This window comes from Cyanobium sp. L1E-Cus, from assembly GCF_024345755.1.
GTDB classification, from domain to species: domain Bacteria; phylum Cyanobacteriota; class Cyanobacteriia; order PCC-6307; family Cyanobiaceae; genus Cyanobium_A; species Cyanobium_A usitatum.
In genome coordinates this window covers 58,424-82,333 of record NZ_JAGQBS010000003.1, presented here as the reverse complement: position 1 = coordinate 82,333, position 23,910 = coordinate 58,424, and the positions used below count along the sequence as shown (strand labels likewise).

Annotated in this window: 21 protein-coding genes; 7 read left to right on the top strand and 14 right to left on the bottom strand. The window is 67.2% G+C overall.

The window, feature by feature from the left end; translation table 11 throughout:
- The first annotated feature begins 20 nt into the window (after window positions 1-20).
- The 4 genes from KBZ22_RS03275 to KBZ22_RS03260 all read left to right on the top strand — a co-directional run bounded on the left by KBZ22_RS03275 (window position 21) and on the right by KBZ22_RS03260 (window position 4,921).
- The gene (locus KBZ22_RS03275; protein WP_255021023.1) at window positions 21-1,283 is read left to right on the top strand and encodes an aminotransferase class I/II-fold pyridoxal phosphate-dependent enzyme; all 1,263 of its coding nucleotides are present in this window, start codon (window positions 21-23) and stop codon (window positions 1,281-1,283) included.
- A 67-nt stretch (window positions 1,284-1,350) separates the two neighbouring features.
- Window positions 1,351-1,740, top strand: a complete 390-nt coding sequence (gcvH, locus tag KBZ22_RS03270) for a glycine cleavage system protein GcvH (RefSeq protein ID WP_255021022.1) — start codon at window positions 1,351-1,353, stop codon at window positions 1,738-1,740.
- Complete coding sequence (gcvP, locus tag KBZ22_RS03265; RefSeq protein ID WP_255021021.1) at window positions 1,740-4,646, top strand: aminomethyl-transferring glycine dehydrogenase; 2,907 nt, start codon at window positions 1,740-1,742, stop codon at window positions 4,644-4,646. Before gcvH ends, gcvP begins: the two co-directional genes overlap by 1 nt.
- Window positions 4,647-4,726: 80 nt before the next feature.
- A complete protein-coding gene (locus tag KBZ22_RS03260; protein WP_254960700.1) occupies window positions 4,727-4,921 on the top strand; it encodes a hypothetical protein in 195 nt (64 codons plus the stop codon).
- Window positions 4,922-4,947: 26 nt separating this feature from the next.
- Here the strand turns inward: KBZ22_RS03260 and KBZ22_RS03255 are convergent, their stop codons facing one another.
- The 10 genes from KBZ22_RS03255 to KBZ22_RS03205 all read right to left on the bottom strand — a co-directional run bounded on the left by KBZ22_RS03255 (window position 4,948) and on the right by KBZ22_RS03205 (window position 15,894).
- The gene (locus KBZ22_RS03255) at window positions 4,948-5,163 is read right to left on the bottom strand and encodes a hypothetical protein (RefSeq protein ID WP_254942568.1); all 216 of its coding nucleotides are present in this window, start codon (window positions 5,161-5,163) and stop codon (window positions 4,948-4,950) included.
- A gap of 225 nt (window positions 5,164-5,388) precedes the next feature.
- Window positions 5,389-6,102, bottom strand: a complete 714-nt coding sequence (locus KBZ22_RS14295) for a rubrerythrin family protein (RefSeq protein ID WP_261353897.1) — start codon at window positions 6,100-6,102, stop codon at window positions 5,389-5,391.
- Window positions 6,103-6,224: 122 nt separating this feature from the next.
- Window positions 6,225-8,030, bottom strand: a complete 1,806-nt coding sequence (locus KBZ22_RS03240) for a diflavin flavoprotein (protein ID WP_255021020.1) — start codon at window positions 8,028-8,030, stop codon at window positions 6,225-6,227.
- On the bottom strand, window positions 8,030-9,781 hold the full coding sequence (locus tag KBZ22_RS03235) for a diflavin flavoprotein (RefSeq protein ID WP_255021019.1): 1,752 nt from the start codon (window positions 9,779-9,781) through the stop codon (window positions 8,030-8,032). The genes KBZ22_RS03240 and KBZ22_RS03235 overlap by 1 nt, the downstream gene beginning before the upstream one ends.
- Before the next feature lie 110 nt (window positions 9,782-9,891).
- Window positions 9,892-10,305, bottom strand: coding sequence for an Hsp20/alpha crystallin family protein (locus tag KBZ22_RS03230; RefSeq protein WP_254932530.1), 414 nt, complete (start codon window positions 10,303-10,305; stop codon window positions 9,892-9,894).
- Between the two features lie 82 nt (window positions 10,306-10,387).
- Window positions 10,388-10,852, bottom strand: coding sequence for a hypothetical protein (locus tag KBZ22_RS03225; protein ID WP_255021018.1), 465 nt, complete (start codon window positions 10,850-10,852; stop codon window positions 10,388-10,390).
- Window positions 10,853-10,883: 31 nt separating this feature from the next.
- Window positions 10,884-11,390: an MEKHLA domain-containing protein gene (locus KBZ22_RS03220; protein WP_255021017.1), complete on the bottom strand. Its 507-nt coding sequence runs from the start codon at window positions 11,388-11,390 to the stop codon at window positions 10,884-10,886.
- Window positions 11,380-12,285 carry an SWIM zinc finger family protein gene (locus tag KBZ22_RS03215; RefSeq protein ID WP_255021016.1) on the bottom strand — a complete coding sequence of 302 codons (906 nt, stop codon included), beginning with the start codon at window positions 12,283-12,285 and terminating at the stop codon, window positions 11,380-11,382. Before KBZ22_RS03215 ends, KBZ22_RS03220 begins: the two co-directional genes overlap by 11 nt.
- A 4-nt stretch (window positions 12,286-12,289) precedes the next feature.
- Window positions 12,290-15,409, bottom strand: a complete 3,120-nt coding sequence (locus KBZ22_RS03210) for a DEAD/DEAH box helicase (RefSeq protein WP_255021015.1) — start codon at window positions 15,407-15,409, stop codon at window positions 12,290-12,292.
- Window positions 15,410-15,447: 38 nt separating this feature from the next.
- Window positions 15,448-15,894, bottom strand: coding sequence for a hypothetical protein (locus KBZ22_RS03205; RefSeq protein ID WP_255021014.1), 447 nt, complete (start codon window positions 15,892-15,894; stop codon window positions 15,448-15,450).
- A gap of 201 nt (window positions 15,895-16,095) precedes the next feature.
- On the opposite strand from KBZ22_RS03205, the gene alaS reads away from it, so the two are divergent.
- On the top strand, window positions 16,096-18,762 hold the full coding sequence (gene alaS / locus KBZ22_RS03200; protein WP_255021012.1) for an alanine--tRNA ligase: 2,667 nt from the start codon (window positions 16,096-16,098) through the stop codon (window positions 18,760-18,762).
- Between the two features lie 43 nt (window positions 18,763-18,805).
- Window positions 18,806-19,504, top strand: a complete 699-nt coding sequence (locus KBZ22_RS03195) for an SIMPL domain-containing protein (RefSeq protein ID WP_255021011.1) — start codon at window positions 18,806-18,808, stop codon at window positions 19,502-19,504.
- Between the two features lie 4 nt (window positions 19,505-19,508).
- On the opposite strand, the gene speA is transcribed toward KBZ22_RS03195, so the two are convergent.
- On the bottom strand, window positions 19,509-21,473 hold the full coding sequence (speA, locus tag KBZ22_RS03190; RefSeq protein ID WP_255021010.1) for a biosynthetic arginine decarboxylase: 1,965 nt from the start codon (window positions 21,471-21,473) through the stop codon (window positions 19,509-19,511).
- A 95-nt stretch (window positions 21,474-21,568) separates the two neighbouring features.
- On the opposite strand from speA, the gene ndk reads away from it, so the two are divergent.
- Window positions 21,569-22,027 (top strand): nucleoside-diphosphate kinase, encoded by a 459-nt coding sequence (gene ndk, locus KBZ22_RS03185; RefSeq protein ID WP_106502738.1) that lies wholly within the window; start codon window positions 21,569-21,571, stop codon window positions 22,025-22,027.
- On the opposite strand, the gene KBZ22_RS03180 is transcribed toward ndk, so the two are convergent.
- From KBZ22_RS03180 to KBZ22_RS03170, 3 genes are read right to left on the bottom strand one after another with little or no spacing between them, the layout of a single operon-like run.
- Window positions 22,028-23,140: an FAD-dependent oxidoreductase gene (locus tag KBZ22_RS03180; protein WP_255021009.1), complete on the bottom strand. Its 1,113-nt coding sequence runs from the start codon at window positions 23,138-23,140 to the stop codon at window positions 22,028-22,030.
- Window positions 23,137-23,550 (bottom strand): type II toxin-antitoxin system VapC family toxin, encoded by a 414-nt coding sequence (locus tag KBZ22_RS03175; RefSeq protein ID WP_255021008.1) that lies wholly within the window; start codon window positions 23,548-23,550, stop codon window positions 23,137-23,139. The genes KBZ22_RS03180 and KBZ22_RS03175 overlap by 4 nt, the downstream gene beginning before the upstream one ends.
- Entirely contained in the window at window positions 23,547-23,801 is a 255-nt protein-coding gene (locus KBZ22_RS03170) for a type II toxin-antitoxin system Phd/YefM family antitoxin (protein WP_094561241.1), read from the bottom strand. The genes KBZ22_RS03175 and KBZ22_RS03170 overlap by 4 nt, the downstream gene beginning before the upstream one ends.
- Window positions 23,802-23,910 lie beyond the last annotated feature (109 nt).

Here is a 23,910-nt window from a genome sequence, read left to right as displayed (position 1 = left end):
ATTCGTGTGCTGCGGCTGCAATGTCCCCTCCTGCTAGCCGTGCCTCGGCCGCCGAGCGGGTGGCCGCTGCCGTGGCCTCCACTGCCGCTGCCGCCGCCCACCACACCAGCCAGGTGCAGCCGCGGCTGGCCCGGGTGCTCGAGGCTTTCGCCGCCGAGCGACTCGGCAGCCAGCACTTCGCTTCGGTGAGCGGCTACGGCCATGGCGATCAGGGCCGGGAGCTGCTGGATCGGGTGTTTGCCCGGGTGCTGCAGGCCGAGGCGGCGGCCGTGCGGCTGCAATTTGTCAGTGGTACCCACGCCATAGCAGCGGCGTTATTTGGTGTGCTGCGCCCCGGCGACCGCCTGCTCGCCCTCACCGGCCGCCCCTACGACACCCTCGAAGAGGTGATTGGCATCCGCGGCAGCGGCCAGGGCTCCCTGGCGGAATTCGGCATCGCCTACGCCGAGCTGGCGCTCACCGCCGCCGGCCATGTCGATTTCGACGGCCTGGAGGACGCCCTGGCTATTCCTACCCGCATGGTGCTGATCCAGCGCAGTTGCGGCTACAGCTGGCGGCCGTCCCTGTCGGTGGCCCAGATCGGCCTGCTCTGCGAGCGGGTGAAAGCGCTCCAGCCCGGCTGCGTGGTGTTTGTCGACAACTGCTATGGCGAGCTGGTGGAGGCCCAGGAGCCCACGGCGGTGGGGGCCGATCTGATTGCCGGTTCCTTGATCAAAAACCTCGGCGGCACCATCGCCCCCACCGGCGGCTACGTGGCCGGCCGGGCTGAGTTGGTGGAGCAGGCCTGCTGCCGGCTCACGGCGCCGGGCATCGGCGGCGAGGGGGGCACCAGCTTCGACCTCAACCGCCTGCTGGCCCAGGGACTTTTCCTGGCTCCCCAGATGGTGGCTGAGGCCCTGATCTGCAGCGAGCTGGTGGCGGCGGTCTTCTCGGATCTGGGCTACGCGGTGCAGCCCCTGCCCGCTGCCCCCCGCAGCGACGTAATCCAGGCGGTGCGGCTCGGCGATCCCGAGCGGCTCAAAACCGTTTGCCGCGCCTTCCAGGCCGCATCACCGGTGGGCGCCTACCTCGATCCGGTGCCGGCGCCGATGCCCGGCTACGCCAGTGCCCTGGTGATGGCGGGCGGCACCTTCATCGACGGCAGCACCAGCGAGTTTTCCGCCGATGCGCCGCTGCGGGAGCCCTACGTGCTGTTTGCCCAGGGCGGCACCCACCGCGCCCATGCCCAGATCGCCCTGGAGCGGGCTCTGGTGGCACTGGCTCAGGCTGGTCACCAGGTTTGATTACGCCGATCTCACCGCTGTTTAACGCTTCATTTCCGACAGAATGACGCGTACTTGGTGATCTGCAATGGCGCTCCCCATCCCCGGTGATTGCCGCTACGCCAACAGCCACGAGTACGTGCGCCCTGAGGGCGAGAGGCTGCGGCTGGGCCTGAGTGCCTTCGCCGTCGACCAGCTCGGCGACATCGTGTTTGTGGAGCTGCCCGCAGTGGGCGCCAGCCTTGTTCAGGGCGCCAGTTTTGGCAGCGTCGAATCGGTGAAGGCGGTGGAAGATCTGCTGGCGCCCGTGAGCGGTGTGGTGCTGGCCCGCAATGAGGCGGTGCTAGCTAGCCCGGAGGAGCTGCAGAACGATCCCTACGGCGAGGGTTGGCTGCTGGTGCTCCAGCCAGCTGATCCGGCCCAGCTCGCTGGACTACTGGATGCGGCCACCTACTCCGCCAAGGTGCAGGGCGCCTGATGGGCACTGCGGACGCACCAGCCCTCTCCTTTATTGGGCGCCACATCGGTCCGAGCGCCGCTGAGCAGCAGCGGATGTTGGCGGAACTCGGAGCGTCCAGCCTCGAGGCCCTGGCCGCCCAGGTGGTGCCCGCCGATTTGCTGCTAGATCCGGCGGCCTCGGCTGCGGGTTTGCCCGAGCCCTGCAGTGAGGCCCAGGCCCTGGCTGAACTTGCCGAGATCGCTGCGGCCAACCAGCTGCAACGCAGCTTGATCGGCCAGGGCTACTACGGCACCGCCACGCCGGCGCTGATCCAGCGCCAGGTGTTTGAAAACCCCGCCTGGTACACCGCCTACACCCCCTATCAGGCCGAAATTGCCCAGGGCCGGCTTGAGGCCCTGCTGAATTTTCAGACCCTGATCAGCGAGCTCACCGGCCTGCCGATCGCCAATGCCTCCTTATTAGATGAGGCCACCGCCGCCGCTGAGGCCATGGCCATGGCTAGCGCTGTCTGCAAGCGCCCCGGGGCCGGCCGCTTTCTGGTGGATCGGGCCGTGTTCCCCCAGACCCTGGCGGTGCTGCAAACCCGGGCCGAGCCCCTGGGCATCCAGCTCGAGCTGGTGGCAGCCGAGTCGCTGGCTGCAGCCCCCCTGCCAGCGGATGCTTTTGGTTTGTTGATCCAGCTGCCTGGCCGCCAGGGCCGGCTCTGGGATCCCAGCGAGCTGCTGGCTAGCGCCCGCCAGGCCGGGGTGATCACGGCTGTGGCGATCGATCCCCTGGCCCAGGTGCTGCTGGAGCCGGTGGGCCACCTCGGCGCTGATACCGCCGTCGGCAGCGCCCAGCGCCTGGGGGTGCCGCTGGGCTTCGGTGGCCCCCATGCCGCTTTTTTTGCCACGAGCGAGCAGTTCAAGCGCCAGATCCCCGGCCGCCTGGTGGGGCGCTCCGTGGATGCGGAAGGCCAGCCGGCCCTGCGCCTGGCCCTGCAGACCCGCGAACAGCACATCCGCCGCGACAAGGCCACCAGCAACATCTGCACCGCCCAGGTGCTTCTGGCAGTGATGGCTGGCTTCTATGCCGTGCACCATGGCCCTGATGGCCTGGAGGCGATCGCCCGGCGCTTGCTCAGCCTGCGGGCGGACCTTGTGGCTGGCCTGGAGGCCCTCGCTCTGCCGGTGTTGCCGGGCCAGGGTTTTGACACGGTGTGGCTGCCCCTGCCTCCGGATCAGGCCGAGGTGCTGGTGGCCGCTGCCCTGGCGGCTGGCTTCAACCTGCACCAGGCAGAAGATGGCGTTGGCATCAGCCTTGATGAGCTGAGCAGCGCCGAGGAGCTGGAGCGGCTGCTGCGGGCGCTGGCTGGGTGCGCTGAGCCCTGGCGGGAGCTGGGCAACAGCCCGCCTGCTGGCCCGGCCATGCCCCTGCGCCAGCAGCCCTGGTTGCGGCAGAGCGTCTTCCACCGCTACCGCAGTGAAACCGAGCTTTTGCGCTACATCCAGCGCCTTTCAGCTAAGGATTTATCTCTGGTGCACGGGATGATCCCTCTGGGTAGCTGCACCATGAAGCTCAATGCCGCCGCCGAGCTGGCGCCGGTGAGCTGGCCGGCCTTCAGCCAGCTGCACCCCTTCGCCCCGGCTGGGCAGGCCGCCGGATACCGGCTTCTGGCGGCGGATCTGGAGCGCTGGCTGGCGCTGATCACCGGTTTTGCCGGCGTGTCGCTGCAGCCCAATGCCGGCTCCCAGGGGGAATATGCCGGCCTGCTGGCGATCCGGGCCTGGCACCGCAGCCAAGGGGAAGCCCATCGCACCGTTTGTTTGATTCCCACCAGTGCCCACGGCACAAACCCAGCCAGCGCCGTGATGGCCGGCCTGCAGGTGGTGGCGGTGGCCTGCGATGAGGCCGGCAATATTGATCTCGCCGACCTGGAGGCCAAGGCCGCTGCCCACGCCGAGCAGCTGGCGGCGCTGATGGTCACCTATCCCTCCACCCACGGCGTGTTTGAGCCGGCTATTCGCCGTATCTGCGAGTTGGTGCACGCCCGCGGCGGCCAGGTTTACCTCGATGGCGCCAACCTCAACGCCCAGGTGGGCCTGTGCAAGCCGGGTCTCTATGGCGCCGATGTCTGCCACCTTAACCTGCACAAGACCTTCTGCATTCCCCACGGCGGAGGCGGCCCCGGTGTGGGTCCCATTGCGGTCGCATCCCACCTACTGCCCTTCTTGCCGGGTGCCCCTGGCCAGGCTGGCGGGGTGGGGCCCGTGGCTGCGGCACCCCTGGGCAGTGCTTCGATTCTGGCAATCAGCTGGATGTACATCCGCATGATGGGCGGCGCGGGCCTGCGCCAGGCCAGCCAGGTGGCCCTGCTGGCCGCCAACCTGCTGGCCGAGCGCCTAGAGCCCCACTTCCCCGTGCTCTACCGAGGCGCTGGCGGGCGCGTGGCCCACGAGTGCATCCTCGATCTGCGGCCGCTCAAGCGCAGCTGCGGCCTGGAGGTCGATGACCTGGCCAAGCGCCTGATGGACTACGGCTTCCATGCCCCCACGGTGAGCTGGCCAGTGGCGGGCACGGTGATGGTGGAACCCACGGAAAGCGAGTCGCTCGCTGAGCTCGACCGCTTTTGCGCGGCCATGGTGGCGATCCGCCAGGAGGCCGCGGCGCTGGAGGCCGGCAGCGCCGATCCCCTCAATAACCCCCTCAAGAGAGCCCCCCACACCCTGGCTGCCGTGACTGCTGATCACTGGGATCGGCCCTATACCCGCCAGCAGGCTGCATTTCCGGCTGGTGAGGATCAGCTCCTGGCGAAGTTTTGGCCGGCGGTGGCCCGGATCGACAACGCCTACGGCGATCGCAACCTGGTGTGCACCTGCCCGAGCATGGAGGAGCTGGCAGAGCAGGAACTGGCCCAAGTGGTACCAGCTGCCACTGTTCATTAGTGCCGTCATGACGCACACTGTGCGGGCTTGACGCCTGTTAACAGGCACAATCAGCGCTTAAGCCATTCATTCTCGGGACTATGAAGGGCAGCAACGACGGAACTGGTACAGGAACGGGCCAGGTGCTGCGGGTCGAGGGCACCAACGTGGTGCGTGTTCCTTTTGGTGTGCGTCGCTCCCGCCGTCCCCGTCCCGAGCGCCCCGATCACTGGGCCACCCTGGTGCTGCCTTTTCACATCCACCACGATCCAACGCCACCTCCCCAGGCAGCTTGAAGTCGGGTTTGGCTAAATCAAGCCACTTAAATTGCTTCGGCCAAGCGCCAATCAACTAGGGCTTTGACGTCAGCGAGGGAGCTGGCCGGTGCCCGAAATGGCAGCAGATGCATGGGACTTCGCTCGGGGCGCACCAGCCAGGTGAAATCGGCTTGGGGGATCAGCACGAACCCCCGATAACGCACCGTTGCCCGCACCCCGAGGGGATGGTTGCCAGTTGAGGCGGTTGCGGTGCTGGCCATTCCTGGTGTCAGAACTGCAGCCATTGCAGCGGGCTGGCGGCAAATTCGCGGCCGTTTACTGAATTACTTTGGGATTGCCTTTACACCCTGCAAAAAGGTCTGCACGGATCTAGACCTAGACCCTAAAACCCCTTTGCTTTACTGGGTTTTTGCTCTGGGCCCCTCGGCGTGGCAATTGGTTGAAATGGTGTTCTGGGCTACATAAATTGCAGCCCAGTTGGGGTATCAAACTCCCAGAAGTTGGGGCTCCCGGTAGGGCACGAAGCTGGCCTTGCGGGCGCCGCAGATCGGGCAACGCCAGTCGTCGGGGATCGCTTCAAAGGGGGTGCCCGGAGCGATGCCGGAATCGGGGTCGCCTGCTGTGGGGTCGTAAATCATCGAGCACAGTTTGCAGATCCACTTGCCCGCTACGGGCTCATCTGCCTCTCCGGCCACCCCCTTGCCCTGCAGGGCTTCGAGGGCGATGCCGTAGCGCTCGGCGTGGTGCTGCTCGATCGGCGTCAGCAGGCCGAAGTTTTTGGCGGCGGTGCGAAAGATGCCGGCGTGCTGCTGTGATTCGTCGATCTGCTCCTGGAATTCAGCTGCGGCTTCGCCATCGCGATCGGAGCGGGCCTGGGCGGCGAACTCCGGATACATGGTCGTGTATTCGTAGGTTTCGCCCTCGATCGCCAGCTCCAGGCAGCGGCTGAGCAGGGCCTGCTTCTGCTCGCTGGAGAGGTTGGCGGGATCGTCGATGACGAGTTCGGGATGGAGCAGCCGGAAGTGGGCGAAAGCGTGCTCGGTTTCCTGGGCGGCGGTGTCGCGAAACAGCTTGGCCAGCTCGGGGTTGCCGACCTGCTTGGCCACCTCCGCGAAAAATAGGTATTTGCGATTGGCCATGCTCTCGCCGCCAAAAGCGGCTTCAAGATTGGCCTTGGTGCTGGGCTTGGCGATATCCATGGCTTGGCAGGTGTTGGGACAGACGGAGAGTTTAGCTTGCCCGTAGTCGAAACGACTATGAGTTAGCTGTGTTTGCGTGGCTCCGTGACCCCGTAAATCCGTGGCCCCGGGCTTTGCGGTTCTCAGTAGTTGGCGCCGCTGCGGCGCTGGTGCACGGCCGTGGTGGCGCTGGCGTCGAGCACGCCGCCCTGGCTCACCTGGGCATACAGCAGCCAGTGGTCGCCGCATTCCATGCGCTGCTGCACCGTGGCCTCCAGCCAGGCCAGGGCCTCCGGTAGAAGCGGTTGGCCGCTGGGGCTGTGCTCCAGCTCCAGGCCGGCGAAGCGGTCGGCGCCTGGGGCAAACGGCTGCAAAAACTGCTTCATCGGACCGGTTTCACGCCCTGCGGCCAGCACGTTGAGAGCAAAGCGATCGCCGACGTGCAGCAGGGCCTCCACCGCCCGGTCTTTCGCTACGGCCACAGTGAAGCCAGGCGGCGAGAAGCTGGCCTGGCTCACCCAGCTGGCCACCATGGCGCTGCTGAGGCGGTTGCCGCCCTCCCCTTTGCTGGTGGTGAGCACGCAAAGGGAGCCCACCACCCGGCCCAGGGCCTGCACTGCCGGGTTGCTGCGGCTCTCGCTGAGTCCGCCACTGGCGCTTCGGCGCTGCACCTTGCGCTGTTCGCTCTGCAGTTGGCGGCCCAGGGCGGTGCCGGTTTCCTCGATGGCTTTGAGGTTGGCCGCATCGGGGCTGAACTTCACCTTGATCGGTTCAAAGGCGAACTGGAAGCCGCCATCGCGCAGCTTGCTCTCCAGCAGATCAAGGGCTTCACCGCTCCAGCCAAAGCTGCCAAAGACCCCAACCGGCTTGCTGCGGTCGCCCTCAGCTAGCACCGTGCCCAGGGCTGACACGATCGGTGTGGGGGCATGGCCGCCAAGGGTGGGAGAGCCGATCAAGATCGCATCGCAGCTGCGGATCGCTGCCAGCAGCTGCTCAGGTGGCGTGAACTCGCAGTTGATGCTCTCCACCCGCACGCCGGTGCGGGCGACCCCCTGGGCGAGGGCATCGGCGATGGCGGCCGTGTTGCCGTAGGCGCTGGCAAACAGCAGTGCCACCGATAGGCGCGCCCGCTCCTGGGTTGCGCCCCAGCGGTGGTAGTCGTTGAGGAGGCTGCGCCAGCTCTCGCTGATCGCCGGCCCGTGGCCGGGGGCAATGGTGCGGATGTCGAGGGCTTCGAGCCGCTCCACCACCGACTCCACCTGGCGCGCCATCGGTGCCATCAGGCAGTCGTAGAAGTAGCGGCGGTCTTCCTCACTGCTGCTGCGGTTGGCCTCAGCGAAGCTCTCGCTGCAGAGGTGGGCCGCGAAAAATTTGCCACTCATCAGCAGGCCGCTGGTCTCCTCGAAGGCCATCAGCGCCCCGGGCCAGCGGGGGGTGGGGGTGGGAATCAGGCGCAGCACGTGGCCATCGACGAGGTTGCGGCTGGCCTCCTGCTTCACCACATCGATCCGAGGCAGCGCTGGGATCGGCTCGGGGGTTGTCTCGCTGCCGGGGGCGATCGGTTTCCGCACGTTCCAAAGCTCTTCGAGCAGCTTGGCGCCGGTGTTGGAGCTCACCAGCAGCTGGTTGGGCCAGCGGGCCGCCAGTTGGTGCAACAGGGCTACCCGATTGGGGTTGACGTGACCCACCACCACCTTCAAGGGGGCCTCGGCCGGCACCAGCTTCGCCAGCTCCGCCAGGAAGGGCTCTGCAAAGGAGGCCCCGGGGGGATGGACCAGCAGGGGCACCTCCTGGAACAGGAAGCTGTTGGCGGTGGTGCCGCGCTCCAGGCCGTATTCCACCTCGAAGCGCAGCCGGTTGGGGCTCAGCCCCTTGAGGCAGATCAGCCCCGGCTCGATGGGGAGCTGGATGACGCGTCGGCTGTCGCCGGGCTCGGCAGGGCTGCCCATCAGTAGTGGTTCCCGACTTTGCGGTGGTGCACGGCGGTGCTGGCTTCGGTGTCGGCCACGTTGCCCTGCTCCACCTCGGCGTAGATGATCCAGTGGTCTGGGCCTTCCAGGCGTTGCACCACGCGGCAGCCCAGGTAGGCCAGGGCATCACCGAGCACCGGGCCGCCCGTGGCGGCGCCCTCGAGGGTGCTTACCCCGGCGAAGCGGTCGGCGCCGGGTGGGAAGCGCTTGAGGAAATGGCGCAGCAGCTCCTGGTGGTTGTCCTCCCGCAGGATGTTGAGCACGAAGCGATCGTCTACCTGCAGCAGCGCCTCGATGGCCCGGTCTTTGGCTACCGCCACCGTGAGGCCGGGGGGCTCGAAACTTGCCTGGCTCACCCAGCTGGCCACCATCGCTGAGCTGCGCGTGCCCTCCGGTGTCTCCTGCCGCGCCGTCACCACATACAACCCCCCGGATAGGCGACCCAGAGCCTTGTCGAGATCGGCATCGAGAGACTTCATCGCGGCGATTGTCTTCTCCTTGGTGAGCAGCTGGCCTAGGTCGGTGCCGGCTTCCTCGCAGCGCTGATAGTCGTTGCCGCCAGGCACCTGGCGCACCCGCAGCGGTTCAAAGGCGGTCTTCTGGCCGAGGCTGCGCAGCTGGCTGGCCACGGTGTCGATCGGCTCGTCGTTGCCGCCGAAGGCGTCGTAGCTGCCCACCCACTGCTTCGGTTTGAGGGCCGCCAGCAGGGTGCCGATCGAAGCTTGCAGCTCGGCATCGGGCCGGGCTGGCCAGGTGGGTACCACCACGGCACTGGCTTCACCGATCAGGGCACTGAGCTCCTGGGCGTCGGTGGCGCGCAGATCCACCAGCTGCACTGCGGCGCCGGCCTTGCCGATGCCGCGGGCAATCGCCTGGCTGAGCCGGTCACAGAAGCCGTATTGGCTCAGATAGCAAACTGCCGCATAGTTTTCGCCCGTGCTGCGCTCACTGCTCCAGGTTCGGTAGTCATCCAGCCAGAGGCCGAGGTGATGGCGCAGCAAGGGCCCATGACCCACCGCCACCGTGGTGATCTCGGGCAACCCATCCATGCGCTTCATCGCCTGCAGCACGCTGCGAGCGTTGGGGCCCATCAGGCAGTCGTAATAGAAGCGGAAGTCGGGCGCAATCGCCCCAGGATCGGTGTCGAACAGCTCCTCGGAGCAGTAGTGCAGGCCAAAGGCATCGCAGGTGTAGAGGATGCCGGTGCCGTGGTCGAAGGAAAAGATCGTGTCGGGCCAGTGCAGGTTTGGAGCGCTGAGAAACTCGAAGCGGTGGGCCACGCCACTGGTGGGGTTGGTGCCCAGATCGAGCTCTTCGCCGCTTTTTACCGCCCGGCTTTTGAAGGGCCGGTGCACCTGATTCTCAAGAAACTGGATCGCAACCTTGGAGCCCACGATCTCGATCTCGGGGTTGAGGTCGAGCAGGTGGCCTATCAGTCCCGAGTGGTCGGGCTCGGTGTGGCTCACGATCAGGTGATCGATTGCTTTGGGGTCGATCAGCTCCTGCAGCAGCGGCAGCCAGCTGCCTTCAAATTTGAGGTGGCTGGTATCGATCAGGGCGGTGCGCTCGCCCCGCACCAGGAAGCTGTTGTAGGTGGTGCCGTTGCGCAGGCCAAACTCAATATCAAAGCGGCTGCGGTCCCAGTCGAGCGAGCGGATCGTGGTGGTGTCCGGGCCGATCGGCTCGCATTGCAGGCTGAGCCGGACTGCGGTTGCGACGGCACCAACCATGGATCGATCCGCGATTTTCCTAACTGTAGGAAGCCCGCCGACAAAAAAGGCCCGGCGGGTGGGCCGGGCCTGGGAGGTTTCTCTTCTCTCTCGTGTCCGCTCGGCCCTGATCAGCCCTCCACCTGCACCTGCACGGTGGTGAGGTTCTGGGCCTTAGGTGCCGTCACAGTGAGCAGGCCGTCGCGGTAGTGGGCTTGCAGGCTTTCGCGGTTGATGCCGCCGGGGAAGCGGAAGCTGCGGCTCCAGGTGCCGTAGCGGAATTCGCTGATCAAGGAGGTCTGTTTGGCGACCGGGGAAGAGGCATCGGGGCTTGGCTGGCGGCGCTCGGCGTTGATCACCAGGCTGCGGTCGGTGGCCTTGACGTCGATCGAGGTCTTATCGACACCGGGAAGCTCAAGGGCGATTACATAGGCGTCGTCGGTTTCGTGCACCTCGGCGGCCGGCACTCGCTCGGCGGCGGGACGCTCGGCAGCGCGCAGTTGTTGCTCGAGTAACTCGAAGGGATGTTGGTGCAGGGTGAGCATCGGATGTTCTCCGGGACACAGCCAATGTGCTGCGGCCAGCCGGGCGACGGCAGGGGGTAGACCGCCCGTTTTGGTTCGGCCCTTACGGCCCCGTTCGGTTGGCACCACTGGCAGGTAGGGGCAACCGGCAGCGCTGCTTTAAGGCGGCGATCACCCGGCCGATGGCGTCGGGATGGCCCTGCACGCTGAAGGCTTCCCGCTCCAGTTGCCGGTTGCCGTGGTGGTAGCGGGTGGTGAGGATGCCGCTGATCTCCTGCTCCACCACCGGGTTGAGCCGCACGCTCCAGCCCAAGGGCTGCAGCACGCCGGTGGGACAGCTCTGGGCTGCGTGAATGGCCTCATGCAGGAACACCTGCCGGCCGATGCCCAGCTCGAAGGCCACCGGCGCGATCCAGAGGGTGCGCGTTTTGGCTTGGAACAGCCCGTAGCTGCCGCGCACTGGCGGTGGCGCCAGCCGCACCTGAAAACCCCGTTGCTGCAGGGTTGTGAGCAGGGGCCGCAGCTCGGCGGGTAGTTGGGGCGGCGGCGCTGGGATGGTGGCGATCACAACAGGTATGCCTTCACAACAGCTGGGTGCATCACAACAGCCACCAGCGGCTGAAGCGGGCGGCCTGGCCGCAGGGCTGGCCTGAGCTATCGCGCAGGGTCCAGAGGCGGGCGGCTTCGATGGCAAAGCGGCGGCCGCGGCTGTCGATGCGGATGCCCCGGTAGCCCGAGATCGCTTCTTTGGCTTGGGCTGCCACCAACGCCTGGCGGCGGCTGGCCCGCTCGGCGGGCTCGGCGGTGAGCCGCGATGGCATACCCACCAGCTCGGCCCAGGGGCGCTGCCATAGGCGCAGGGCCGCCCGGTTGGCATAGATCAGCCTTGGCCCTGGCTCGCTGCTGGGATCGGCGCCGTCATGGGCCAGCAGCACCAGCTCGGCGGCAAACAGCTCCTGGGCCACCAGCTGGGGCGAGGCGTCGGCGGCTAGGCCAGCGATCAGAGGGGTGCCGAAGGCGCGCTGGTAATTGCTGAGCAGGCACAGGGCCAGGCTTTGGGCCGCCGGCGTCAGCCAGGGGGGCGGACTGATGAGCTCAGCTTTCATCGCCGTTGGCCGGGCCCATGGCCTTGGCCATGGCCAGGGCCGCCAGCTGCTGGCCGTGGGCCTTGAGGTGCTCCAGGAAGTGGAGATTGGCCTCGGGGAAGCGGGGTTCTTCTGCCAGGGGCAGGGGACCGGCGGCATCGAGGCCGGTGTCGCCCTCCAGGGCTGGTGTGATCACGACCAGATCCGAATCGAGGGCTGCGCCATAGCGCCACCAGCGGTTTGGGTCCTTGATGGCTGGATGCACCGGCTGCAGCGCCACTGCGGCGACCGGCTGGGAGCCCTGTTTGGCTGCAGCCTGCCTGGCCTGTTTTGCCAGCGCCTTGCGCCGCCGCTTGGCCAGGTCGGCCAGCAGCTGGGCCCGGGTGCGGCCGCGCAGCTGGAACAACACGAAGGGGTCTTCGCTGAAGCGATCGCCCATCAGGTAGTAAACGGCGCTGACGTGCTTGCAGGGGTTGGCCTTATCGGGGCAGCTGCACTCGCTGCGCACCTCCTGCAACTTGAACGGAAACAGGCGCTTGCCGCTGGCCGCGAAGGCGCGCTCTATGTCCTGGGGCATGACGCCGGCCAGCAGCTGGGCCGACCAGCGCGCCTTCTGGGTGAGGGCGTCGAGCACGTAGTTCCAGTCGTCGTCGTGGAGCACGTCGAGCCAGAGCTTCACCTTGTAAGGCTCTTCGTCGGTGCCCTGCACTCGGGCATGCACTCGCCGCCCCTCAAAGCGGATCGAGGTGACATTGCCGCTGCGGGCATACTCCCAGGCGCGCTCCAGGCGCTTTTTGAAGCGGTAGGAGTTGATCAGCTCCATCCACTGCTCCACCCACCAGGGCTGCTGGGCCAGGCCCTGGTCGCCGAGCTGGGTGTTGATGGCGCTGGCGTAGGTGGTGGGGGTGAGGGTCATGGTTTCAATCCTCCTCGCTCAGGGCCACTAGATCTTTGAGCTGGCCCACATCAAAGCCGCCGAGCCATTCTTCACCGGAGCCGACGATCTCAGCGGCCAGCTTTGATTTCTCCTTGATCATGCGGTCGATCTTTTCCTCCACTGAGCCGCTGGTGATGAACTTGTGCACAAGCACCCGATTTTGCTGGCCGATCCGATAAGCCCGGTCGGTGGCCTGGTTTTCCACGGCCGGGTTCCACCAGCGGTCGATGTGGAAGACGTGGCTGGCTCGGGTGAGGTTGAGGCCGACACCGCCAGCTTTGAGCGACAGCAAAAACAGCTGGGGGCCGCGGGGGTCGTCCTGGAAGCGATCGACCATGGCCTGGCGTTCGGTTTTGCTGGTGCTGCCGTATAGGAACGGCACCTCCTGGCGCCATTTGCGCTCCAGGTGGGCCTTGAGCAGCAGCCCCCATTCGGCGAACTGGGTGAACAGCAACGCCCGGTCGCCCGCCTCGATCACCTCCTCGAGAATCTCTTCGAGCCGCTGCAACTTGGCGCTGCGGCTGCTGAAGCTGCCGTTGCCGCTGGCCAGCACGGCCTCGGCGTTTTCCTTCAGGGCCAGGGCCGGGTGGTTGCATATCTGCTTGAGCTTGGTGAGCAGGGCCAGCACCTGGCCGTGCTTCTGGCCCAGCGGTGCCCGGGCGATGGCATCGAGGCTCTCGTCGACTGTTTTGTTGTAGAGCTTCTTCTGCTCTGGAGCCAGGCCCACCCATTCGTTGAGCTCCACCTTCTCCGGTAGGTCGGAAATGATCGACTTGTCGGTTTTGAGGCGCCGCAGGATGAATGGTCCTACGCGACTTTTGAGATCCCGCAGCGACGACATGTCGCCGTAGCGCTCGATCGGCAGCCGGTAGCGCTGGCGGAAGAAGGGCTCATCGCCGAGCACCTTGGGGTTGAGGAAATCCATCAGCGCCCACAGCTCGCTGACGCGGTTTTCCACCGGCGTACCGGTGAGGGCAATCCGGAAGCGGCTGCCACCTTTGCCGCCGCGGCTTGGGCGGGCCAGGTCCCGTGCAGCTTGGCTTTGTTTGGCGGTGTGGTTTTTGATCGCCTGGGCTTCGTCGATCACTACCCCCTGCCAGTCGATGCTCTCGAGCAGCTCGCTGTCGCGCTGCAGCAGGCCGTAGCTGGTGAGTACCAGATCCACGCCTTTGAGGGCTTTCTTGAGGGCCTCGGGGCTGGAGGGCCGGCGCGGGCCGTAGTGCTCCCGCACGCCCAGATCGGGGGTGAATCCGTGGGCTTCGCGCTTCCAGTTGGTGAGCACCGAGGTGGGCGCCACCAGCAGCACCGGTCGTTTGAGCTCGTCTTCGGCCTTGAGGTGCTGCAGGAAGGCCAGCAGCTGGATCGTTTTGCCCAGTCCCATGTCGTCGGCCAGGCAGGCGCCTTGGTCGAAGCGGTGCAGGAAAGCCAGCCAGCCCAAGCCCCGCTCCTGATAGGGCCGCAGCTGGCCCGAGAAGCCAGGTGGGGCGGGCAGGGGGTCGGGGGCCTTCTGCTGGTGGTATTGCTCCAGCACGGCCTGCAGCCGCGGGCCGGCATCGAAGCGGTGCACCGGCAGCCGGTGGAAGGTGTCGCCTTCGCTGGCGGTGAGCCGTAGGGCGTCGTCGAGGCTCAGGCCCGGATCGGCGCCGCTGAATTTCTTGGCGTTCTTGAGATCGAGGGGCCGCAGCTCGATCCAGGCCCCCTTGTGCTGCACCAGGGGGCTGCGTTTGGTCTCCAGGCGATCCAGGTCCCGCAGGGTCAGGGTGACCCCGCCGATCATGAATTCCCATTCCCAGGTGAGCGTTTCGCCCAAGGTGAAGCCGCGTGATTTCTCAGGCAGCTCGGCCTTGATCGACAGGCCCAACCGGCTGGCCAGGCCCCCTGCGAGGCTGGCCGGCAGCACCACACCCACGCCCACATCGCGCAGCTGGTGGGCGCCGGTGCGCACCAGCACAAACGCCTCGGCTGGCGTGAGCTGCATCGTTTCCGGGGTGGCCGAATCCAGCCCCCGCACGATCGGTTCAAACACCGTCAGGGCCCGGCCCATGCCCTCCAGCAGCAGCTCGCTCGGTTGGGGCACGGCCACTTCGCCCATCTGCAGGCCCCGATCGCCGGCGGCCCAGACGGCGGCGGCGGGCACCCGCAGGCTCGGATCGGCTTCCGCCTGCAGCCCGAAGCGCAGCTCCCACAGCTCCTCGCCTTCGGCGGGGGTGAATAGCTCCAGGCAGGTGCGGGCTGGTTCCACCTTGCCCGCCACCCCTTCACGCCAGTGGTGGGTGGCGATGCTGAGACGCTCCAGCTCCTCCTCGCCCAGGCTGAGGCTGCCATCGCCCTTGCCCAGGGCCTTCTGCCAGGCCGCCAGCAAGGGATCGAGCCCGCCTGCGCTGGCACTGAAGCCCACTCGCAGCTGGCCATCGAGCAGGGCTTCCAGCAGGCTCGCCACCCGCAGGCGCCCGCTGCCGGGACGGCGGCAGGCCAGGGAGGGGTCGCCGCTGGGGCCGGCGGCCAGGGCGCAGGTGGCCACCTGGGGCAGGCCGCTGGCCAGGTCTTCGAGGCGGCGGCGGTCGTCTTCGCGGTTGAGCAGGGGCAGCCAGCGGGCCTTGCCCTCGGCGATCTGGGGCAGCCAGCGGCCGCGGGCGATCAGGCTCAGGGCCCAGCGCTGCAGGTGACTCCACCAGCGCAGCTCATCGGCCATCTCCGGGTGCTCACCCGCCAGGGGTACCTGGCTGAGCCATTCGCCCGCATTGGCAGCATCGAGGGCCCAGCCCTCCACCTGCCAGGGCCACCATTCGAGCTGTTTGGGAATCGGTTCGCCGGCCTGCAGGGGCAGGCCACTCCAGGTGCTGGCGCTGGTGCGGCGGCCCTTGGCCGCCTGGTTGCGGCTGGGCAGGGTCAGGGTGGCCCGGGCTGGGCGCAGGGCCTCTGACCACAGCCCGTTGTCGTCGAGCCAGGTGGCCAGGTCGTCTTCGTTGAGGGCCAGTGGGTGCTCAGGGGCCTCCAGCTTCGGCACGGCAGGGGTCGCCACCCGCCAGGTGTCGGCCCACAGGAATAGGCGGCCGCCCGAACCCTCGGGGGGAAACAGCCAGGTGGCGTGCAGCAGGCTCATCCCAGAGTATTCAGGGCCGGCGGATCAGCACCGGTGGATCAGGGCATGGGCGTCGGCCCGGGGGCAGACAGAACGCGTTGCGTTAGCAGGCGTGATCCGTGCCGCGACAGATGCAGCAGCAGAGCGGCGCCGACCAGCGGCAACCAGGCACGAATCATCCCCATCATCACAGTTGGTGCAACCTTGACCATCGCCGCTGTCAGAGACAGCTGAGATGGCCAGCTGGCGAAAGACGGCAAGCCCAGGCTGTGGATGCCGCAGACGGCTCCTACCAGGCCCGCCTGGAGGTGGCTGTCATCGGGGTCTACCCGCTGTAGATGGAACGCCAGCAAGCCATAGAAAAAGCCGCAGCCGCCAGCCCGGAGGCCTGATTCGATGCCCAAGGGCAACCCCAGGGCGAGGGCTGCCAGTCCGGCTCCTAGAGCCCAGGCAATTGAGCGCAGGCGCAGCTGGTGGCGAGATGGCGAGGAGGCGACCTGACTCACGCTGGGGTCCCTATGGGGTCTGGTCTTGGCTGGGCGATCATGCCTTGCTATGGCCTGTATTCAATGATTGCTCCCAGGGGCTTGGTGCTGGATCAGGAGCTGCAGGAGGAGGCAAATTGTTTGTTCAGCAGCTATCGATGTCGACTGCCCGAGGGGCTGCGCTGGGCGATCATGCCCTGCTCAGGGTTGTAATGCTTCGCCATGGCCGTCACAGCACATACCGGTCGTCCTCGCACCGGTGCTGAGATCCGCGCCGCTTTCCTCGATTTTTACGAGCAGCGGGGCCACAAAGCGATGGCGAGCGCTTCGCTGATCCCGGACGACCCGACGGTGCTGCTCACCATTGCCGGCATGCTGCCGTTCAAGCCGGTGTTCCTTGGTCAGGCGCCGCGGCCGGCGCCTAGGGCCACCACCAGCCAGAAGTGCATCCGCACCAACGACATCGAAAACGTGGGCCGCACGGCGCGGCATCACACGTTTTTTGAGATGCTCGGCAACTTCTCCTTCGGCGACTACTTCAAGGAGCAGGCGATCCAGTGGGCCTGGGAGCTGAGCACCGGGGTGTTCGGCCTCTCGCCCAACAACCTTGTGGTGAGTGTGTTCCGCGAAGACGATGAGGCAGGCGCTATTTGGCGCGACGTGGTGGGGGTGAACCCCAAGCGCATCATTCGCATGGATGAGGCCGACAACTTCTGGGCCTCAGGCCCCACCGGCCCCTGCGGCCCCTGCTCGGAGATCTATTACGACTTCAAGCCCGAACTCGGCGACGACGGCATCGACCTGGAAGACGACTCGCGCTTCATCGAGTTCTACAACCTGGTGTTTATGCAGTACAACCGCGACGCGGAGGGCATCCTCACGCCGCTGGCCAACCGCAACATCGATACGGGCTTGGGGCTTGAGCGCATGGCCCAGATTCTGCAGGCGGTGCCGAACAACTACGAAACCGATCTGATCTACCCGCTGATTGAAACGGCGGCGGGCCTAGCTGGGGTCGACTACTCCGTCCTCGATGCCAAGGGCCAGACATCGCTCAAGGTGATCGGCGATCACAGCCGTGCCATCACCCAGCTGATCTGCGATGGCGTCACGGCCTCCAACCTGGGCCGCGGCTACATCCTGAGGCGCCTCCTGCGCCGCGTCGTGCGCCATGGACGGCTCCTCGGCATCGACAAACCATTCCTGACGGCAATGGGCGAGGCGTCGATCGTGCTGATGGCGGCGGCCTACCCGCAGCTCGTGGAGCGCCGTGAGGTGATTCTGGCCGAGCTCGTCCGCGAGGAGGCCCGCTTCCTGGAAACCCTGGAGCGGGGCGAGAAGCTGCTGGCTGAGGTGCTGGCGGCCAAGCCCACCCAGATCAGCGGTGAACAGGCCTTCGAGCTCTACGACACCTACGGCTTCCCGCTGGAGCTCACCGAGGAGATCGCTGAGGAGCAGGGGCTCACGGTGGACCTGGCCGGTTTTGAGGCGGCGATGGAGACCCAGCGCCAGCGGGCCAAGGCCGCAGCGGTGAGCATCGACCTCACCCTGCAGGGCGCTATTGATCAGGTGACAGCCGCTGCGGCCGCCACCGCCTTCAAGGGCTACGAGGCCCTGGAGCACCCCAGCTGCGTGCTGGCCCTGGTGGTGAACGGTGAGCCGGCGGAGCGTGCCGTGGCGGGGGATGCAGTGCAACTGGTGCTCGACTCCACCCCCTTCTATGGCGAAGGTGGCGGCCAGGTGGGCGATCGGGGCGTGCTCTGCGGCCAGGGGGCGGATGGAGCTGGCGTGATCGTGGCGATTGATGGCGTCAGCCGCAACCGCTCAGTGTTTGTGCACAGCGGCCGCATCGAGCGCGGCAGCCTGGCCATTGGCGAGCTGGTGAATGCCCAGGTGGACCGGGCCTGCCGCCGCCGCGCCCAGGCCAACCACACGGCCACCCACCTGCTGCAGGCGGCGCTTAAGCAGGTGGTGGATCCCGGCATCGGCCAGGCCGGCTCGCTGGTGACCTTTGATCGGCTGCGCTTTGATTTCAACAGCCCCCGGGCCGTGACGCCGGCTGAGCTGGAGCAGATCGAGGCCCTGATCAACGGTTGGATCAGCGACGCCCACCGCCTGGAAGTGCAAGAGATGGCGATCGAGGCCGCCAAGGCCGCTGGCGCTGTGGCGATGTTTGGCGAGAAGTATGCCGATGTGGTGCGGGTGGTGGATGTGCCCGGCGTGTCGATGGAGCTCTGCGGCGGCACCCACGTGGCCAACACCGCCGAGATCGGCCTCTTCAAGATCGTGAGCGAGGGCGGCGTGGCTGCCGGCATCCGCCGCATCGAGGCGGTGGCAGGCCCGGCGGTGCTGGCCTACCTCAATGAGCGCGATGCGGTGGTGAAGCAGCTGGGCGAGCGCTTCAAGGCCCAGCCGGCGGAGATCGTCGAGCGCGTTGCGGCGCTGCAGGAGGAGCTCAAGGCCAGCGGCAAGGCCCTGGCGGCGGCCCGCGGCGAGTTGGCGCTGGCCAAGGCTGCAGCGCTGGCGGGCCAGGCCCAGGCTCTCGGGGAGTTCCAGCTGCTGGTTGCCCGCCTTGATGGCGTCGAGGGCGCCGGCCTGCAGAGCGCGGCCCAGGGCCTGGCCGATCAGCTCGGCGATGGCGCTGCCGTGGTGCTTGGTGGTCTGCCCGATCCGGCCGATCTGGCCAAGGTGATCCTGGTGGCGGCCTTTGGCAAGGCGGTGATCGCGGCGGGGCCCAAGGCTGGTGCCTTTATCGGAGCGGTGGCCAAGGCCTGCGGCGGCGGCGGTGGCGGCCGACCCAACCTGGCCCAGGCGGGCGGGCGTGATGGCGCCGCCCTTGATGGGGCGCTGGAGCAGGCCAAGGCGCAGCTGCGGGCTGCGCTCTCTTGAGGCCTGCCTCAGCCAAGCTGTTGCCAGAAAGTACCGAGGCCCGATGACTTGGAATCTGCTCCGGTTGTTGCCGCTGCTGTTGCCCTTGCTTCCCGCTGCTGGGTTGGCCCAGTCCCAGGTGCAGCTCGCTTGCACGGGCACCCTGGTTGAGGCTCGTGGCAGCGCCGAGCTGAAGCGAACCACCCAGCGCCTGCGTTTTTCCCTGACCCTGGAAACGGAGGAGCCCAGCACCGATGCGGCCCTGGCCAGCCTGCAGCGACGCCTGGCCGAGGTGCGCACCACGCTCAAAAGCCTGCAGGTGGTTGATCTGGAGGTCACCTCCCCTTCCACCTGGCAGCGGCCCGCTAGCCGTGACAAAGCTGGGGCGGTGCAGGCCACCCTGCAGGTGTCTGGCCAGCTTGCACCTACCCAGCTGCAGCCACTGGTGCGTCAGGTGGGCGGGCTGCCGGGGGTTCGCCTGTCGCCCGTGGCCACCGAGGCGGATGCGGCAGGTGATCGGGCCGCCAGGCGGCAGTTGTTGAGAGCCTCGTACCAGGACGCCTTGCAGCAGGCCCAAGACGTGGCCGCTGCGATCGGCCTGCGGGGACTGCAGCCCTTAGAGGTGCAGCTTGAAGGTGGGGGCAGGCCGGTGGCTATGCGGGCCCTGGCCATGGCTGATACGGCCGTTCCACCCTTTGATCCCGCTGAGCTGCCCGGTCCAATGGAGCGCCTCAGCTTGCAGGTGCGTTTCTGCGCTCGCTGAATCCTCAGCCCTGCAGATAGGTGGTCTGGCGCAGGCTCGTTTCCAGGTGGGCCATCAGCCGGCGGGCGTCGCTGATGCCCAGCGAGCCTTGGCCGATGGCTGCCTCGCTGGCCACCCGCAGCCGCTCCAGCAGCAGCTCCGGGTTGTGCTCCATCACCTCCAGCACCTCGGCATTGGTGTCGCCACGCACTACGTGATCGAGCTGGTAGCCCCCGTTGGCCTTGAGGCGGATGTGCACGGCGTTGGTGCTGCCGAACAGGTTGTGCAGGTTGCCCATCACCTCCTGGTAGGCGCCACCGAGGAACATGCCGATCCAGTAAGGCTCCCCTGGACGCAGCTTGTGTAGCTCCAGCAACGGTTTCACCTGGCCTTGCCCGGAGCTCCTGGCCGGATCGATGAAGCGGGCGATTTTGCCGTCAGAATCGCATGTGAGGTCGGCGAAGCTGCCCAGCGCTTCTGGTTTTTCGTCGAGGCGGTGGATCGGCATCACCGGAAACAGCTGGTCGATCGCCCAGGTGTCGGGGGCCGAGCGAAACACCGAGAGGTTGGCGTAGTAGGTGGAGGCCAGGGCTGCTGGCAGGGCCCGTAGCTCTTCGGGGATCACCGTGGCCGCTGGCAGCCCTTTGATCCGCTCGGCGATGGCCTGGCAGCAGGCCCATGTGAGCTGCTCGGCCAGTCCCCGCTCCGGCAGGCTCAGGTAGCCGAGGCGGAAGGCGGCCAAGGCGTCGTGCTTGAACTTGAGGGCGTCGTTCCAGGCCTCCTGCAGGGCTTCCACGCTGGCATCAGGCGCTGTGATGGCGGCGTAGGTGTCGCGCAGGTTGCGCAGGATCAGGGCTTCGCCCTCTTGCGGTGTGGGCACGGCACCGGGCAGGCTGCCGGCGCCGAGCACGTCGAACACCAGCACTGAGAAGTGGCTAGCCAAGGCCCGGCCGCTTTCGCTTACCAGGGTGGGCACGGGGATGCCGTGGGGTTCGCAGCACTCCTTCACCGTTGCCACCACGTCGTTGGCGTAGTTCTGCAGGGAGTAGTTGGTGGAGGCGGCGCTGGCGGTGCGGCTGCCGTCGTAGTCGATGCCCAGGCCGCCGCCCACATCCAGGTAGCCCATGGGCGCCCCCAATTTGGTGAGCTCCCCGTAGATCTGGCCGGCCTCCTGCAGGGCGTCCTTGAGCACGGCGATGTCGTTGATCTGGCTGCCTACGTGGAAGTGCAGCAGGCGCAGCTCGCCCAGCAGATCGGCGGCCCGCAGAGCCTCCACCGTGGCCAGCAGCTCGGGGATGCCCAAGCCAAACTTTGCCCGTTCGCCCACTGAGCTGCCCCAGCGGCCGGTGCTGCGGGCCGAGAGCTTGGCCCGGATGCCGATCAGGGGTGCCGCACCCAGCTCGCGGCTGGCGCTGATGATCCGCTCCACCTCATCGGCCTGCTCGATTACCACCACCGGTTGGCGTCCCAGGCGCCTGGCCAGGATGGCGGTCTCGATATAGCGCTGATCCTTGTAACCGTTGCAGATCAGCAAGGCCTCGGGGTCATCGATCAGGGACAGGGCAATAAGTAGCTCCGCCTTGCTGCCGGCTTCCAATCCGAAGTGCCAGCGCCTGCCGCTGCTCACCAGTTCCTCCACCACATGGCGCTGCTGATTGCACTTCACCGGAAACACACCCTGGTAGCGGCCGGCGTAGCCGTACTGGGCGATGGCCCGTTCAAAGGCGCCGTGCAGTCGTTCGAGCCGGTCTTCGAGGATGTCGTCGAAGCGAATCAGCAGCGGCAGGCTTAGGTCGCGGCCCTGCAGCTCCTGCACCAGCTCCATCAGGTCGAGGGAGCCGCCCCGGTCGCCCCGGGGCTGCACCATCACGTGGCCGCGATCACTCACGGAAAAATAGGGGTCACCCCAGCGATCCAGCCCGTAGAGGGCGGCGCCGGCGGCGGCGCTCCAGTCGGTTGAATTCCGGTTGTCGGGGCTCGTCGCGCTCACGGCAGGGGGCTGGTGGGGGGCGGTGATCACGGCACCACTGTGCTTGCCAATGGGCAGGGCCGCCGCAGACGATGAGCCGGATCGACTTCTTCTCCATGGCCGCCGAACGCTCTTTCATTGCCATCAAGCCCGACGGCGTCCAGCGCGGTCTGGTCGGCGAAATCCTCGGCCGCTTCGAGCGCAAGGGATTCAAGCTGGTCGGCCTCAAGCAGCTCACCCCCAGCCGCGAGCTGGCTGAAAGTCATTACGGCGTACACCGCGAGCGCCCCTTCTTCGCCGGCCTTGTGGACTTCATCACCTCTGGTCCAGTGGTGGCGATGGTGTGGGAAGGCGATGGCGTCATCGCCAGCGCCCGCAAGCTCATTGGTGCCACCAAGCCCCTCGAGGCCGAGCCCGGCACGATCCGCGGCGATCTGGCTATCAACATCGGCCGCAACGTTATTCACGGCTCCGATGCCCCCGAAACCGCTGAATTCGAAATCGGCCTGTGGTTCCAGCCCTCCGAGCTGAGCGATTGGAGCCCCGCCGACCAGGTGTGGCGCGTCGAGGGTTGATCAGGTCCGCTCAAATCGCCGCCAGCTGAAGTTATTCAGCTGGCGCTGTTCTGCCGCTCCTAGGTCGCCAAGGATCGATCCCGCCACCAATTCGGCGGTGATCGCGGCCAGCAGCACACCATTGCGGTGGTGCCCCGCAGCTAGCCACAGGCCGGGGATGGGGCTGGTTCCGAGCAGGGGAGCTTCGTCTGGGGTGTGGGGCCGAAAACCCCACCAGCGCTCCATCGGCGGCCAGGCGCTCGCCTCCGGCAGCAGGCTGGCCAGCCCCTCCTGCAGCTGGCGCTGGCCTGCGGGGGTGAGCCCTTCGCTGAAGCCCGCCTCGGCTTCGCTGGTGGCTCCTACCACCAGCAGACCGTCTTGCCTCGGCACCAGGTAGGTGCCGGGCCCAAAAATCACTCGCTGCAGGGCCTGCCGCGGCCCCTGCAACGACAGCATCTGGCCTTTCACCGGAGCGATCGGCAGCTGGGGCAGTAGCTGGGCGCTCCAGGCACCGCAGGCCAGCACCGCCCGCTCGGCAGCGAGATGGTGCTCCTCCCCTTCGGCGCTGCGTAGATGCACCCCGCTGAGGGCGCCGGCCGGGTCGCAGACCAGCTCCAGCACCTGGCTGCCCTCCTGAAAGGTCACCCCCATTTCCACGCAGGCCCGCTCCAGGGCGCGCATCAGCCGGCGGCGGTTGTCGATCTGGCCGTCCTGTTCAAACAGCAGGCCCGCCTGCCAGCGCTCGCCGATGCCGGCAATCTCTTGCTCCAGGCCGCGGCGATCGAGCCGTAGGCCGAAGGCGGCGGTGGGATAGGCATCCCGCTCCGCCGAGGTGGCGAAGGGCACCACGATGCCGCAGGGCCGCAGACCGCAGCTCAGGCCGCTATCGGCTTCGATCTGGGCCACCCAGGAGGGGATGAGCTGCAGGCTGGCCTGCCCCAGGGCGAGCAGGTCGCCGCTGAGCCCCTCGGCGTGGGGCGCCAACATGCCGGCGGCTACAAATCCGGCGGCTTCGCTGCGGCGCCGGCTCAGCACCCGCACTGCCTCGCCGCGGCGGGCGAGCTGGTGGGCCATGGCCAGGCCCATCAGGCCGCCCCCCAGCACCGTGATGGCTGGCCCCTTGGCTGCAGTCATGGCTGGGCCGGCGCCGCTGGCTCCAGCCCCAGCACCGTGGCCCCGCAGGAGCGCAGGGCAGCGTCAGCGGTGAGTAACAGCAGTGGTTCCTGGCGGCTTTGCACGAGCAGCAGTTGGTCGAAGAGGTCGCTGGGGGCGGAGTAGCTATCCAGCTCGGCCAGGGCCAGCAGGTGCTCATTGCGCAGGGGCAGCCAATGGAAGTGCTGACGGGTCACCTCCTGCTCCAGGCGGGCCAGGTCGAGCTGCACCCGGCCTTGGCGTTGCTTGAGGGCCAGTTCCCAGAGGCTCACCTGGCTCACGAACACCTCTGCTCCCGGTGCCTGTACGGCGGCGATGGCCCAGGCCGGCAGACGCGGGTCGTCGGCCAGCCACCAGAGCAGCACTTGGGTGTCGAGCAGCAGGCGTTTCATTGCAGCGGTGCGTCGAAGTTGGCGGCGATGGCAATGGCGTGGCGCATGGCGCCCGGCGCGTGGGCGGCGCTGGGGCTGGGCACCCAGGCGCTGAGGCGGGCTACCGGTTTGCCTGCCCTGGCGATCCATATCTCCTCGCCCTGCTCCACTTGGAGCAGCAGGCGGGAGAGCTGGGTTTTGGCCTCATGCACATTCACCAGCTGGGGCCGGTTGCTTGGTGTTGGCTCAGGGGGGAATGGCGGGTAGGCCATGGCTGCAAAAACCTCTGGACTTAGTTTTAGCTTAGCTAACCAGCGCAAATTACTATCCGCCCCGGAGCCCCCTTGCCCCCGTCAAGCCGGCGTCCAGTGCCTCCCCATA

Coding starts and splice junctions, on each gene's coding strand:
- KBZ22_RS03275 (WP_255021023.1), top strand. CDS start 21: ATGTCCCCTCCTGCTAGCCGTGCCTCGGCCGCCGAGCGGGTGGCCGCT.
- gcvH (WP_255021022.1), top strand. CDS start 1,351: ATGGCGCTCCCCATCCCCGGTGATTGCCGCTACGCCAACAGCCACGAG.
- gcvP (WP_255021021.1), top strand. CDS start 1,740: ATGGGCACTGCGGACGCACCAGCCCTCTCCTTTATTGGGCGCCACATC.
- KBZ22_RS03260 (WP_254960700.1), top strand. CDS start 4,727: ATGAAGGGCAGCAACGACGGAACTGGTACAGGAACGGGCCAGGTGCTG.
- KBZ22_RS03255 (WP_254942568.1), bottom strand. CDS start 5,163: ATGGCCAGCACCGCAACCGCCTCAACTGGCAACCATCCCCTCGGGGTG.
- KBZ22_RS14295 (WP_261353897.1), bottom strand. CDS start 6,102: ATGGATATCGCCAAGCCCAGCACCAAGGCCAATCTTGAAGCCGCTTTT.
- KBZ22_RS03240 (WP_255021020.1), bottom strand. CDS start 8,030: ATGGGCAGCCCTGCCGAGCCCGGCGACAGCCGACGCGTCATCCAGCTC.
- KBZ22_RS03235 (WP_255021019.1), bottom strand. CDS start 9,781: ATGGTTGGTGCCGTCGCAACCGCAGTCCGGCTCAGCCTGCAATGCGAG.
- KBZ22_RS03230 (WP_254932530.1), bottom strand. CDS start 10,305: ATGCTCACCCTGCACCAACATCCCTTCGAGTTACTCGAGCAACAACTG.
- KBZ22_RS03220 (WP_255021017.1), bottom strand. CDS start 11,390: ATGAAAGCTGAGCTCATCAGTCCGCCCCCCTGGCTGACGCCGGCGGCC.
- KBZ22_RS03215 (WP_255021016.1), bottom strand. CDS start 12,285: ATGACCCTCACCCCCACCACCTACGCCAGCGCCATCAACACCCAGCTC.
- KBZ22_RS03210 (WP_255021015.1), bottom strand. CDS start 15,409: ATGAGCCTGCTGCACGCCACCTGGCTGTTTCCCCCCGAGGGTTCGGGC.
- alaS (WP_255021012.1), top strand. CDS start 16,096: ATGGCCGTCACAGCACATACCGGTCGTCCTCGCACCGGTGCTGAGATC.
- KBZ22_RS03195 (WP_255021011.1), top strand. CDS start 18,806: ATGACTTGGAATCTGCTCCGGTTGTTGCCGCTGCTGTTGCCCTTGCTT.
- ndk (WP_106502738.1), top strand. CDS start 21,569: ATGGCCGCCGAACGCTCTTTCATTGCCATCAAGCCCGACGGCGTCCAG.
- KBZ22_RS03180 (WP_255021009.1), bottom strand. CDS start 23,140: ATGACTGCAGCCAAGGGGCCAGCCATCACGGTGCTGGGGGGCGGCCTG.
- KBZ22_RS03175 (WP_255021008.1), bottom strand. CDS start 23,550: ATGAAACGCCTGCTGCTCGACACCCAAGTGCTGCTCTGGTGGCTGGCC.
- KBZ22_RS03170 (WP_094561241.1), bottom strand. CDS start 23,801: ATGGCCTACCCGCCATTCCCCCCTGAGCCAACACCAAGCAACCGGCCC.